Genomic DNA, 15,097 nt, shown 5'->3' on the forward strand with positions numbered 1-15,097 from the left:
GTGCAACCAGAAATGCGTTATACCATGAAATTGAAATTAGTAATAATATGCTTGTTCTTTAGTTTGTCAGCTTCGGCACAAAATGATATATATAGACAAAAGTGGAACTATGCGCTGGACAGGGAGCAATGAAGAAGCTTCTTTTTACGGGGTAAACTATACACTGCCATTTGCGCATGCTTATCGGGCCATTCGTTATACAAACAAAAATCATAAAGAAGCGATTGATAAAGATGTTTATCACTTTGCACGTTTAGGATTCAATGCATACCGTATTCATGTATGGGATGTGGAAATCTCTGATGGAGAAGGGAAATTGATAAAGAACAACCATCTGGATTTACTCGATTACCTGATAGCGAAACTTCGGGAACGCAATATATATGTATTGATTACTACCATGACAAACTTTGGTAACGGCTATCCGGAAAAGAATATTAATACCGGGGGGTTCTCTTATCTATACGATAAATGCAAAGTACATGAGGATGAAAAAGCCATAAAAGCACAGGAAAACTATATAGGAAACTTTATAAGTCATATAAATCCCTACACTGGCTTATCATATAAAGACGATCCTTGTATTGTTGGATTTGAGATAAACAATGAGCCTTGTCATGCTGGCACACCTGAACAAACAGAAAATTATATCAACAGAATGTTAAAAGCTATAGGGAAAACAGGGAACAAAAAGCCTATATTCTATAATGTAAGCCACAATATGGATCATACTCAGGCTTATTTCAATACAGCAGTACAAGGTACTACTTATCAATGGTATCCTATCGGATTAGTTGCAGGGCATACTCGTCAGGGCAATTTCCTTCCATATGTCGATAGTTACAATATTCCATTCGATAATATAAAAGGCTTTACCAATAAAGCAAAAGCTGTATATGAATTTGATCCGGCCGATGTTATATATTCGTATATGTATCCGGCTATGGCCCGCACGTTCCGCTCTCAAGGTTTTCAATGGATCACGCAATTTGCCTATGATCCCATCGATATAGCATGGGCCAATACAGAATATCAGACTCATTTTCTGAATCTGGCATATACTCCCGAAAAAGCGATCAGTATGGCGATAGCGGCGGAAGTTGCTTACAATATTCCCATGAACAAAAAATATGAAAAATACCCGAACGATACTATCTTCGAGAACTTCCGTGTTAGTTATAAGGAAGATCTGAGCGAATTGAACGGTTCGGACAGATTTTATTATTCAAACAGTACAATTACAAAGCCGACAAATTTAAATAATTTGAAAAAAATAATAGGTTATGGTAACTCGGCAGTGATCGAATATGAAGGGACTGGAGCATATTTTTTGGACAAGTTAGAGGAGGGGATTTGGAGATTAGAGGTTATGCCCGATGCAGTCTGCATTAGTGACCCTTTTGAAAAAACGTCTTTAAAAAAAGAAGTCGTTACTATTGCTTGGAATATGTGGAAAATGAAGGTTGAATTGCCGGGTTTAGATAAAAATTTCACAGTAACCGCTATTAATAAAGGAAATACTTATAACGAAGTCTCTTCTGGTACCAACATATTTATCAGACCGGGAGTCTATCTCCTTCAGAAAGCAGGTTATACTCCCACCGGAAATTGGCAAACTGAGACAAGATGGAACAATATCACTCTGGGAGAATTTGTGTCTCCCGAAGCCTGCGCTAAAACATTCTCCGTTGTACATACACCTGCAAAAATAGCGGAAGCTGATCAGCCATTGCAGGTACAGGCGCAGATAGTAGGTCCTGTGTTTCCCGATTCTGTACTGATTTATACAGATAAGATTTCTTTTTGGTCGGAAGTCAATCCATACATAAAGATGAAGCATAGCAACGGATATATATACACGGCCGAATTTCCTGCAAAAGCAATCAATGAGGGAATATTAAGATACAATATAGTAGTCTGTTATGGAAGTAAAAAGTTCACCTCTCCTACCAATGTCGAAGGTAGCCCTCTCGATTGGGACTATTATCAGACAAAGTATTGGGAGACTAAGATTGTAAATAAAGAGTCTGGAATAGAACTTGTCAAGATAATAGACGAATACAGTGGGCTCGATACTTACGGAATCCCCGAATCTTCTTATATCAGTAGAACAATAAAAGAATCGATGGATGGAAAATCTCTGAATTTTAAATTCATTAAGAAAGATTCAAATGCTTTATTTTTCTGGAGAAAATATATTAAAAATTATATTATTCGCAGAGAAGAAGCTCTGAAAAAGGCTGAATATCTCTGTTTGAATATAGGGAATATAAATGCCATCAAACAGTTAAGAATAGGTTTTGTTACTACTGATGGATTTACCTATACCTCAAAATTTGTCATAGAAAAGGATCAAAAAAGATACCGGATACCTTTATCTGATCTGGAACAAAGTCGTACAGTTCTTCTTCCTGCTCCATATCCAGTGTTTCTTGACAGGTATTTCTCTCCTGATATGCAAATCCCTTTCAATATAGAGAATATAGAAATATTGGAACTGTCAACAGCCGATAGTCCGACAGAGGAGGCTTCGCTGGAATTAGAAAAGATATGGATCGAATAATCAGATAGTACTCCACAAGTAATCACCTTAATTAAATATCTAAATTATGAACAAATGCATTTATTGTAAAAAGTTTATCCAATTCCGCTTCGTCGCAATTGTGGTATTGCTCTTGCTCCCACTAATGGTAGCTGCACAAACCAAAAAAGTGACAGGAATCATTACTGACGAAACAGGAGAAGCCATCACAGGCGCTTTGGTAAAAATCCCACAAACGACATTAGGCACTATGACCAATGTAAACGGACAATACGCCATCGAATTGCCACAAGGGAAGAACCAACTGGAATTCTCTTTTTTGGGCTACGAAAAACAAATAATAGAGGTTAATAGCCGAGACCAAATTAATGTACGCCTGCAGCCAACATCTTTCGACATTGACGAAGTAGTTGTAATCGGCTACGGTACCCAGAAAAAAGGAGACCTTACAGGCTCTATTAGCAGTGTTAGCAGTAAAGATTTCAACACTGGGCTTATCAGTTCACCCGAACAATTGATCAATGGAAAAGTGTCAGGTGTACAGATTATGTCGAATAGTGGATCACCAACATCAGGAAGTACGATACGTATCCGTGGAGGAGCTTCATTGAATGCCAGTAACGATCCGCTTATCGTATTAGACGGTGTGCCGTTGGAAATAGGAGGAATCAGCGGTAATTCAGGCAACTTTCTTGCTCTTATAAACCCAAGCGACATTGAGAGTATGACTATCCTGAAAGATGCTTCATCTACTGCTATCTACGGTTCACGTGCATCAAATGGAGTTCTTATCATTACTACTAAAAAGGGAAGCGGAGACCGTCTGAAAGTAAATTTTACCACTACCAATTCAGTACAAACCCGCACTAAGCTGACTGATATGCTCTCACGTGAAGAATTCATTAACATAGTCAACAGTGAAGGTTCAGATACTCAAAAAGCTTTGTTGGGTAGCAGTGCGACAAATTGGAATGATGAAATTTATCAGACTGCTTTCGGCACAGATAATAATCTCAGTCTATCTGGACGCTTGGCAAAAAACGTTCCGGTTCGTGTATCTTTAGGCTACTATAATCAAGACGGCTTAGTAAGGACTGATAATGCAGAGCGCATTACAGGAAGTTTTTCTTTGTCTCCTAGCTTCTTCCAAGACCATTTAAAACTGAACGTCAATGCAAAAGCTTCCCATAACAACAATCGTTTTGCCAATTCAAGTACCATATGGAATGCCGCTACCTGGAATCCGACCCTGCCAGTCTATTCAGGCAACGACACCTTTGGTGGCTATACAGAAGCTCTTGACAACGCAGGTCAGCTTGTAACGGGGGGTACAATCAATCCGCTGGGAGCTCTCAAGCAATATAAGTCTACTAGTCGAGTGTCACGTTTAATTGGAAACTTTGATTTAGACTATAAAATGCACTTTCTGCCCGAACTGAAATTTCATACTACGTTGGGTTATGATTATGCCAAAGGACAGGGTCGGATATATGTACCTGCCGAAGCAGCCCAGTATAAAACGTCGAATGGTCGTGATTACAAATATGGTCCACAAAAAAATACAAACCGTCTGCTGACAACATATTTCAATTACAATAAGTTTATAGATTCATGGAAGAGTAGTCTCGATGCTACTGTGGGATACGATTACCAATATTGGAAGAGTACTTCGCCCCTATATAGTGAACTAAATACTTTAGGAGAAGCGCAGAGTACTACAGCCGCATCGGATCAGCGCCACGTACTTCTTTCTTATTACTCTCGTCTGAACTATACTTTCGATTCGCGTTACATGTTGACAGCTACTATCCGTAGAGACGGAACCTCTCGTTTTAGTAAAGAGAATCGCTGGGGAACATTCCCTTCTTTAGCATTGGCATGGAGATTATCCGAAGAAGCTTTCCTTAAAGATAATAAAGTGTTGAGTAATTTAAAATTAAGAGCTAGTTATGGTGTAACCGGACAACAAGAAGGAATAGGTAACTATAATTACCTTCCAGTATATACATACAGTCAGGATGGAGCGCAAGCTCAATTTGGGAATCAATGGTACTATACATATCGTCCTGAGGCTTATGTAGAAAACTTGAAATGGGAAACAACTTCTTCTTGGAACTTCGGTCTCGATTTAGGATTTCTAAAAGAACGCCTCTCTGGTAGTGTCGATTTCTATACACGAAAAACAAAAGATCTATTGGCAACGGTTGCATCACCTGCCGGGACTAATTTCGATAAGAATATTCTAACCAATGTGGGTAATGTGGACAGCAAGGGAATTGAGTTTACCTTAAGTGCCAGTCCTATACAAAGTAAAGATTGGAACTGGGATGTAAGCTTCAATATGACTTGGCAGAAAATGAAAGTCAAGAATCTCTCTCTGGTCGAAGGTGGCGCTACTACCAACCTATCTGCCGGTGCTTGGATTGATGGACAAAATGTACAAGTATTAAGCGAAGGCTACGCGCCTTATATGTTTTACGTTTATAAACAGCTTTACGATACCGAAACAGGTAAACCCATTGAAGGAGCTTATGCAGACTTGAATGATGATGGCGAGATAAACTCGGGTGACCTATATCACTACAAGTCGCCTGCTCCGGATTTCATCTTCGGCTTCAGTACTTCGTTAAACTATAAGAAATGGATGCTGAGTACAAGCCTTCGAGCTAGTGTAGGCAACTATGTGTACAATGGCATGGCTATGAACACCGGTGCTATGGGAACAATGAGCTACAACTCATACCAATTGAACAATTTGCATCGTAGCTACTTGACGACCGGCTTTAAGAGCCGCCAGCATCTCTCAGATTATTATGTAGAGAATGGTTCGTTCCTGAAGATGGACAATTTATCGCTGTCCTATAATTTCGGTCGTGTCTGTCGTTGGTTCAGCCTGAATGCTAGCGTTCTGATGCAAAACGTTTTCTGTATTACTAAATATTCAGGTGTAGATCCGGAAATACCGAGTGGAATGGACGCTTCTTTCTATCCTCGCCCACGCACTTATTCTATTAACTTAGGATTCGAATTCTAACCTTTACCATTTAAAACAAGATATATCGTATGAAAAAAATATTTTATACCATACCGTTTCTTATCAGTATATTTTTTGCGACATCATGCGTAGGTGATTTAGACCAGTATCCACATACTGAAACTACCTCGGCTGATGTTTACAGATCGGTTACTAACTATAAATCCGTTCTTGGAAAACTCTATGTTTCTTTTGTCATTACCGGGCAAGAGAAAGGTGGTGGAAATGGCGATATGAGTAGTAATACTGGTTATGACTATATGCGCTGCTATTTCAATATGCAGGAAGCTGGTACAGATGAGTTTATCTACACTTGGCAGGAAGGTGACAAAATGGGAGGACTTACTTACTTGAGTTGGGATGTCAATGACATATGGGTTTCTGATACATATTACCGTATTTATTATACGATAGCGCTTTGCAATGAATTTTTGCGCAATGCTACTGATGGGAAAATAGGGCAATTCAGCGAGAGCGACCAAAAGGAGATCCGTCATTATCGTGCAGAGGCTCGTTTCCTCCGAGCTTTGGCCTACTATCATGCACTTGACCTTTATAGAAACATCCCTTTCGTAACTGAGAATGACCCCGTGGGTAGTTACCTGCCACCACGCTATACCTCTAATCAGATATTTGCATATATAGAGACAGAATTGAAGGATATTGATACTGATTTGCTGGATCGTACAGAATCTGAATATGGGCGTGCATGTAAGCAGGCTGCATCGGCACTGTTGGCTCGTCTCTATCTGAATGCTGAGGTTTATACCGGAACTGCTCGTTGGACCGATTGCATTGCCGCTTGTAACTCTGTTATAGCAGCTGGTTATACACTGGAGAATGACTATTTCAAACTATTTAATGCTGATAACAATAATCGTACAAATGAAATCATTTACGCTTTTCCTGTAGATGCTACACATACTGCATCTTGGGGAGCGACTACCTACATCATTTGTGGTGCTATAAGCAATACCTCGGAGAGTCAGCTGCCTACTGATTATGGTGTAAAATCAGGATGGGGAAGCTTCCGTTTGCGTGGCGAGTTTTCCGATTTCTTCAATGGTGGTGATAGTCGTGCTATGTTCTACACTGAGGGTCAGACCAAGGATGTAGATATAGTGGAAAACCAGAGTTATGGATATCTTGCACAGAAATGGACTAATCTAACCGATGCCGGAGAGATGCCCTCCAACTTCAGCGACTTTAGTGTGAATACAGACTTTCCTGTTTTCCGTTTGGCAGATGTATACCTGATGTTGGCTGAGGCTGTTGTGAAAGGTGGAGAAGGAAGTAGCCGTTCGGTTGCTTTAGGGTATGTCAACGAATTGCGCGTGCGAGCCTATGGTGATAACTCGGGTAACATCACTGAAGGACAGATGACTGCTGATTTTATTCTCGATGAACGAGCCCGGGAATTATATCTGGAGTGTGTACGTCGTACAGACCTCATACGTTATGGTAAGTTTACTACATCTTCTTATCGATGGCAATGGAAAGGGGGGACGAAAGATGGTAGGGCTGTGGATAGCAAATATAATACTTATCCTATCCCGTCTACCGAACTGACCGCTAATCCGAACCTTTATAATGAGAACTATTAATTTAACAGATTATACTATATATGAATACAATGAAAAATTTCATTCTCCTTCTTACAGTAGCTTTGAGTTTTGCCTCTTGTGAAAAGGATGAAGACAAGATATATTTGAGTAGTATTGCACCGGGCGAATTGATCGCAACAGAGAGTGATGTTGTCTTGCTGAAGGAAAATAACAAAGATATTGTTTTGTCGTTGGCATGGAGCAAGGATGCCTTGCAGATAAGTGATCCTGACTTGTCTCCTATTGATGTGACTATCCAGACATTACAGGCTTCTATCACCTCTGACTTCTCGGGCGTGGTAAGTGAGAGTGTGGAGGCTTCTTTATCAAAAGCTTATACAGGTCTTGCACTCAATGCGATGGCTAAGAATATAGGTGCCGTTTCGGATCAGGTAAACAAGGTTTATTTCCGTATTGCAGCAAAAACAGGAAATAATATGCAGCCTGTATATTCAAATACAGTAATGGTGTCTATTACTCCTTATTCGGTCGACATGAGCACAGGTCATATTCTCAATGCCAACCTTGAAGATACCGGATTTACGCTTTATTCAGCAGCTTCTGATGGTAATTATACTGGTTTTATGGGAGTCACTGGCTGGTACAATTATTTCCTACAAGAAGGCAATGGCACTACATGGGGGAACGATGCTGTGGATGGCTCCGCATTCCTACTTTCATCGGAAGAAGATGCAAGTAAACGATGGAATTTCTGGTTTCCTGGGATAGCAGGATGTTATTACGTTGAGGTCAATACGATCAAAAAATTATGGTCGGCCCTGCTGATACCTACATTGAGTGTAAGTGGAGACATTCAAGCCGAAATGACATTTGATCGCTCTAAAGTAAAATGGACAACTGTATTCAATGCCTCTTCATCAAGTACTTTGAATATTAAACTACAAGGGACAGGGAAACAATACGATTATGCTACGGGAACCGATGATGATAAAGCAATAAATACAAATATAGCTTTTGCACAGAACGGACAGAATATATCTTTGGCAAAGCAAGCTGACAACATAGCAATTACTATACCTGAAGCCGGAGAATATACATTAGTGGTAGACCTGAGCAACCCTAAAGCTTGGACATGTAATATTGTTAAAGGCTCAGTTGATCCTATTGAAGTAAATCCCTATCTGTATCTGCCTGGAATTGACGATAACATAAGTGGAAATTGGACTTTCGAGAATTACCTGACCATATTTAATGAGGACGATTTGGCTTATGCGGGAGTTGTTAATGTTGATTCAAAATATGGTTATGGATTCTACACCGAGAAGGATAACTGGGATGACAAATATACTTTGGCTGAAGGAAATTCCGAAGCGGGTGCACTTGTATTCAAGGGAAATACAAATATTCCAGCTCCATCTGCAGGGCTTTATCTGATAGAAACATCCATTAAGAAATTAACTTATGCCTTGACTACTGTCGGAGCTCAGATATATGTTTCCGGGTTAAATGACCAATGGAACTTCGATGTACCTCTGACAGCTACATCTACAACTGGGATATATAAAGGCTCAATAACTATTAATAAAGCTTCTTCATGGGGATTCCAGATACACTTGGATACATCATGGAATCATTACTTCGGAGGCTCACAAGGAAAATTGTATTATAAAGGTAGTAACATCACCGATGATACATCTCTCGCTCCTGGAACATATCAAATGACAGTAAATCTTATCAATGGAACATATAATATCACTCAATAGCTAAAGATATGAAACTAAAAAACATTATATTAACAATAGTAATAGGCTCTTTAGGATTTGCTGCTTGTGTCAACGAAGACAAACCTACATTTCCAGAAAAGCCGATCTATGACATGACTGGTTTTGCCAAAGGAGCCGATGTTAGCTGGCTTACGGAAATGGAAAAAGTCGGAAATAAATTTTATAACTCTTTGGGACATGAAACCGAATGCATGACATTGTTGCGTGATTTAGGGATGAACTCTATCCGTTTGCGTGTGTGGGTAAATCCAGTTGATGGTTGGTGCAACAAAAGCGATGTACTTGTAAAGGCTTGGCGTGCAAAACTACTGGGCATGAGAGTAATGATTGACTTTCATTATAGTGATACTTGGGCTGATCCGAGTAAACAAAATATACCTGCTGCATGGGAAGAATTTTCTTTCGAGGAACTGAAAACAGCAGTTAGCGACCATACTAAAGAGGTGCTGAATGCTTTGAAGGAAAAAGATATTACTCCTGAATGGGTACAAGTAGGCAACGAAATCAGTAATGGTTTCTTATGGGAAATGGGGCAGGCCGATAAGAATCCAGTCCAATATGCCGGATTATTCGCTGCGGGTTATGAAGCAGCAAAGTCTGTTTTTCCGGAAACTATTGTAATAGTGCATCTAGATAGCGGCTCTGACAATAATCTTTATAATTGGAATTTAGACATTCTGAAAAACAATGGGGCTAAATGGGATATGATAGGGATGTCACTATATCCTTATTGGGCAAGAGTCAATGGACAAGAAACATCCTCCGAAAAGGTTATCACGGACTGCATCGAAAACATTAAAAAAGTAAGCACAAAGTATGATTGTGATGTGATGATTGTAGAAACCGGAATGGAGTGTGCGGATGACGATGGGAAGTTGGTCAGCGCCACAGTTCTGGACGAAGGGAAAACTATGCTGAGCCGTATCATAAAGGAATGTAAAGAAAATACAAATGGCCGTTGCAAGGGTGTTTTCTATTGGGAACCACAATGTAAGCCAAGTAAATACAGGTTGGGAGCATTTACCGAAGATGGTTATCCCACTGTAATTATGGACGCTTTTAAATAAATTTTATGAGGGTGTTCTAAAGTGATCTTTAGACGTCATTGAGAGGAGAAATGGTATTTAGATACAAAATTGTATAAACAATATTAAGTCTATAATTTTTCTCTTCATACCTAGTCTTCTCAATGACGTCCTTTGTGATAGCCCCATACTCAATTACTAAAAATCTATGAAACTAAGACTTATATTTACGCTATTTCTTTTTATCTTTTTTTGTAATCTTTACGCCCAACGATCAGAATTTCTACTGGAAAAAGGATGGAAATTTACAAAAGGTGACTATCCGGAGTCAGTGAATAAAAACTTCGATGATAAAAACTGGGAGTCTGTTGTTGTTCCCCATGATTGGGCTATATACGGACCTTTTGATCGCAAACATGACTTACAGGAAGTTGCTATTACACAAAATGGGGAAACTGTTGCTACAATTAAAACCGGAAGAACCGGAGGTCTACCTTACGTAGGTACCGGTTGGTACAGGAATACGTTCAATATCGAAAATTTCGATAAAGGTAAAAAGCGAGTGTCTCTCCTGTTTGATGGTGCTATGAGTGAAGCTCGTGTATATGTCAATGGTAAGGAGGCTATCTTTTGGCCTTTTGGATATAACTCTTTCCATTGCGATATTACAGATTTTCTTAATTCTGATGGAAATTCCAATATTGTAGCTGTTCGTCTTGAAAACAAGCCTCAGTCATCAAGATGGTATCCCGGGGCAGGATTATATAGAAATGTGCATGTTGTTATTACAAATGAGGTTCATGTTCCTATATGGGGAACATATATTACCACTCCGTTTGTGTCAAAAGAATATGCATCTGTAAATTTGAAGACCGAAATTAAAAACTCCGAAAATAATGATATTCGAATTGTAACTGAAATAACAGATGCAAAAGGAAATGTCGTTTCGACAAAGGATAATACGCAAAGAATAAATCACGGTAAACCCTTCGAACAGAATTTCATTGTAAACAATCCTAATTTATGGACACCAGAAGCGCCCTATTTATATAAGGCTGTTTCTAAAGTTTACACAGAAGGTAAATTAACAGATGAATATATAACCCGTTTTGGAATTCGGGATATCAGACTGATAGCAGATAAAGGCTTCTTCCTGAACGGAGAAAAAAGAAAATTTCAAGGAGTATGCAATCATCACGATTTAGGTCCATTAGGTGCGGCTGTAAACGTAGCAGCTTTACGTCGCCAGCTTACTATGCTCAAAGATATGGGTTGCGATGCCATACGCACTGCGCATAATATGCCTGCGCCCGAGTTGGTGGAACTATGCGATGAAATGGGTTTCATGATGATAATAGAACCGTTTGATGAATGGGATATTGCAAAATGCGAAAATGGATATCACCGATACTTTAAAGAGTGGGCCGAGAAAGATATGTTGAACATGCTACACAACTATCGGAATAATACTAGTGTAGTAATGTGGAGTATCGGTAATGAAGTACCCACTCAATGTAACGACGAAGGCTATAAAGTGGCATCTTTTCTACAAAACATTTGTCACCATGAGGATCCGACAAGGCCTGTTACATGTGGAATGGATCAGGTTACATGCGTACTAAACAATGGATTTGCGGCAATGCTGGATGTTCCGGGACTCAATTATCGTACACACAGATACACCGAGGCTTACGAGAAATTGCCTCAGAACTTGGTATTAGGTTCAGAGACCTCTTCGGCTGTAAGCTCACGCGGAGTGTATAAGTTTCCAGTAGAGAAAAAAGCGGATGCAATTTATGACGATCATCAATCATCTTCTTACGATTTGGAATATTGTTTCTGGTCGAACGTTCCAGATGATGATTTTGCTCTGGCTGATGACTATGAATGGACAATGGGACAATTTGTTTGGACTGGATTCGACTATTTAGGAGAACCATCTCCATACGATACAGATGCATGGCCCAATCATAGTTCTATGTTTGGTATTATAGATCTCGCAAGTATTCCCAAGGATAGGTATTATTTATACAGAAGTATCTGGAATAAGAAGGAGAAGACATTACATATTCTACCTCATTGGAATTGGAAAGGGAGAGAAGGTAAAGAAACACCAGTGTTTGTCTATACTAATTATCCCACAGCAGAACTATTTATCAATGGAAGAAGTTATGGGAAGCAAACCAAAAACGACTCAACCGTACAAAATAGATATCGCCTTATGTGGATGAATGCCATATACGAACCGGGTGAAGTGAAAGTAGTGGCTTATGATAACAAAGGTAATGCTGTTGATGAAAAAACAGTCAAGACAGCAGGAAAACCTCATCGCATTGAGCTTATACCCGATCGCACCCAACTATCAGCCGATGGGAAAGACCTTGTTTATATCAATGTCAGAGTAGTAGATAAGGATGGCAATTTGTGTCCTTTGGATCAACGGATGATTAATTTCTCAGTAAAAGGAAAAGGCAAGTATAGAGCTGCTGCCAACGGAGATCCTACCAACCTAGATTTATTCCATTTGCCAAAGATGCCTCTGTTTAACGGACAATTAACCGCAATTGCTCAAGCCGCCGAAGAAAAAGGGGAACTGATATTCGAAGCAAAAGCAAAAGGTCTGAAAACAGCTACAGTAGAAATAGATGTGAAATAAGGTAATATCGTTATCTGCTATTTATGAAAAAACTTGTATCATTATATATTCTAATCTTTTGTATATCTAATAGTTATGGACAAAAATCTTCTAGTGAAAAGTTTGAAATTGGCAATAAATCATTTCTCCTGAATGGAAAGCCGTTCGTTATAAAAGCAGCAGAGATTCACTATCCCCGAATACCCGCAGCCTACTGGGAACATCGCATACAGATGTGTAAATCCTTAGGTATGAATACTATTTGTTTATATATCTTTTGGAATATACATGAACAAAAAGAAGGAGAATACGACTTTACCGGAAATAATGATGTTGCAAAATTTTGTCGTCTGGCTCAAAAACATGGGCTGTACGTAATTGTACGTCCGGGGCCTTATGTCTGTGCAGAATGGGAAATGGGAGGGCTGCCATGGTGGCTCTTGAATAAAGACGATATTGGATTGAGAGTCCAAGACCCCTATTATATGGAAAGAACCCGTCTTTTTATGAACGAGGTCGGAAAACAACTTTCAGATTTGCAGATTTCCAAAGGCGGAAACATAATAATGGTGCAGGTTGAAAACGAATATGGAGCCTACGGGACAGATAAACCTTATGTTGCAGCTGTTCGTGATATTGTCAAAGATGCCGGTTTTACCGAAGTACCATTGTTTCAATGCGACTGGAATTCCAATTTTCAGAATAATGCTTTGGATGATTTAGTATGGACAGTCAATTTTGGAACAGGGGCCAATATCGAAGACCAATTCAGAAAGCTGAAAAAATTACGGCCTGATACACCATTGATGTGTAGTGAGTTTTGGTCTGGATGGTTTGATCATTGGGGTGCAAAGCATGAAACGCGCAGTTCTGAGGCATTAGTGGAAGGATTGAAAGAGATGTTGGATCAGAATATATCGTTTAGTCTATATATGACGCACGGGGGGACAAGCTTTGGACATTGGGGCGGAGCAAATTTTCCTAATTTCTCTCCCACAACAACTTCATATGACTATGATGCACCTATAAATGAATCTGGGAAAGTAACTCCTAAATATTTTGAAGTACGTAATCTGTTAGAAAACTATTTGATGCAAGGCGATATCTTAAGCGAAATACCCGATTCTATTCCGACTATCAGTATTCCCCGGTTCGAATTTAAGGAGGTCGCCACGGTCTTCGATAATTTACCGAAGGCTAAATATTCTGAAGATATTAAATCGATGGAATATTTCGACCAGGGGTGGGGTAGCATATTGTACCGCACTAAATTGTCAAAATCGGACGACAGGCAAAGCCTCATTATTACAGAAGCACACGATTGGACTCAGGTATATATAGATGGGAAGAAGATAGCAACCCTTAGTCGGCTTAAAGGTGAAGGTACTGTTTTACTGCCTCCGGTAAAAGAGGGGGCTATTTTGGATATCCTGGTGGAAGCCATGGGACGGATGAACTTTGGGAAAGGAATTTATGACTGGAAAGGTATTACAAAGAAAGTTGAACTTAAAAATGATAAAGGAGAGATAAAAAATCTGAAAGGCTGGCAAGTCTATACTATTCCGGTAGATTATTCTTTTGCAAAGGATAAGAACTATAAAAGATCTACGAATAAACAAAAACATCCTGCCTATTATCGTTCATCTTTCACCCTGACAAAGACAGGCGATACATTTCTGGACATGAGTAACTGGAGTAAAGGAATGCTATGGGTAAACGGACATGCGATAGGGCGTTATTGGGAAATAGGCCCTCAACAGACATTGTATGTTCCGGGTTGCTGGTTAAAAAAAGGTATTAATGAAGTTATTGTTTTAGATATGGCATCCCCGAAAAAAAGTATATCACAAGGACTTCGTCAGCCTATTTTAGATGTGTTGCAAGGTGATTCTGCCGCTTATGCTCATCGTAAGCTTGGAGAAGAAGTAGATTTGAGTAATGAGATCCCTTTTTTCGAGGGTAACTTTGATAGAGGCAATGGCTGGCAGCATATATCTTTCGGAAAGCTGGATAAAATTCGCTACTTTTGTTTGGAGGCTTTAAATTCGCATGGAGGAGACAATTATGCCTCTATGGCAGAGTTGGAAATATTAGGTGAGGATGGGAAACCGATATCGCGCCAGCATTGGAAGATTGTATATGCAGATAGTGAAGAGACAGAGGTTGCAAATAATATAGCCAGTAATGTTTTTGATTTGCAGGAATCTACTTTCTGGCATACGAATTACTCTACTACAAAAGCGAAATACCCTCATCATATAGTGATAGACCTGGGAGAAAATAAAGTTGTCTCGGGGTTCTCTTATCTACCTCGTCCTGAGTCTGATAAACCAGGAATGATTAAGGATTATAAAATATATCTGAAGAAAACTCCTTTTAAGTTATGAAACTAAAGATTCTTTATCTTAGATATCGGATAGAAGAGTAATGATATGTGATAAAAGCACAAAACAAAAAATAGACCATGATTTCCTTAAAACAGGAATACGCCATTATTCGATAATAATCACCA

General features: G+C 39.4%; 7 protein-coding genes. All 7 read left to right on the forward strand.

Translation table 11 applies throughout. From position 1 onward, the window contains the following. Window positions 1-82 precede the first annotated feature (82 nt). Window positions 83-2,563 (forward strand): cellulase family glycosylhydrolase, encoded by a 2,481-nt coding sequence (locus BGO84_RS17975; RefSeq protein ID WP_291031221.1) that lies wholly within the window; start codon window positions 83-85, stop codon window positions 2,561-2,563. A 124-nt stretch (window positions 2,564-2,687) separates the two neighbouring features. Further along, the gene (locus BGO84_RS17980; RefSeq protein WP_291031316.1) at window positions 2,688-5,576 is read left to right on the forward strand and encodes a TonB-dependent receptor; all 2,889 of its coding nucleotides are present in this window, start codon (window positions 2,688-2,690) and stop codon (window positions 5,574-5,576) included. Window positions 5,577-5,605: 29 nt separating this feature from the next. Further along, window positions 5,606-7,180 carry a RagB/SusD family nutrient uptake outer membrane protein gene (locus BGO84_RS17985; RefSeq protein ID WP_291031224.1) on the forward strand — a complete coding sequence of 525 codons (1,575 nt, stop codon included), beginning with the start codon at window positions 5,606-5,608 and terminating at the stop codon, window positions 7,178-7,180. Between the two features lie 29 nt (window positions 7,181-7,209). Continuing rightward, on the forward strand, window positions 7,210-8,904 hold the full coding sequence (locus tag BGO84_RS17990) for a DUF5114 domain-containing protein (protein ID WP_291031226.1): 1,695 nt from the start codon (window positions 7,210-7,212) through the stop codon (window positions 8,902-8,904). An 8-nt stretch (window positions 8,905-8,912) separates the two neighbouring features. Continuing rightward, window positions 8,913-9,992, forward strand: a complete 1,080-nt coding sequence (locus BGO84_RS17995; RefSeq protein WP_291031228.1) for a glycosyl hydrolase 53 family protein — start codon at window positions 8,913-8,915, stop codon at window positions 9,990-9,992. A 166-nt stretch (window positions 9,993-10,158) separates the two neighbouring features. Then, window positions 10,159-12,606, forward strand: a complete 2,448-nt coding sequence (locus tag BGO84_RS18000) for a DUF4982 domain-containing protein (protein ID WP_291031231.1) — start codon at window positions 10,159-10,161, stop codon at window positions 12,604-12,606. A gap of 23 nt (window positions 12,607-12,629) precedes the next feature. Further along, window positions 12,630-14,972 carry a beta-galactosidase gene (locus tag BGO84_RS18005; RefSeq protein ID WP_291031233.1) on the forward strand — a complete coding sequence of 781 codons (2,343 nt, stop codon included), beginning with the start codon at window positions 12,630-12,632 and terminating at the stop codon, window positions 14,970-14,972. Window positions 14,973-15,097 lie beyond the last annotated feature (125 nt).

It is taken from the genome of Dysgonomonas sp. 37-18 (assembly GCF_001899125.1).
Classification (GTDB): Bacteria; Bacteroidota; Bacteroidia; order Bacteroidales; family Dysgonomonadaceae; genus Dysgonomonas.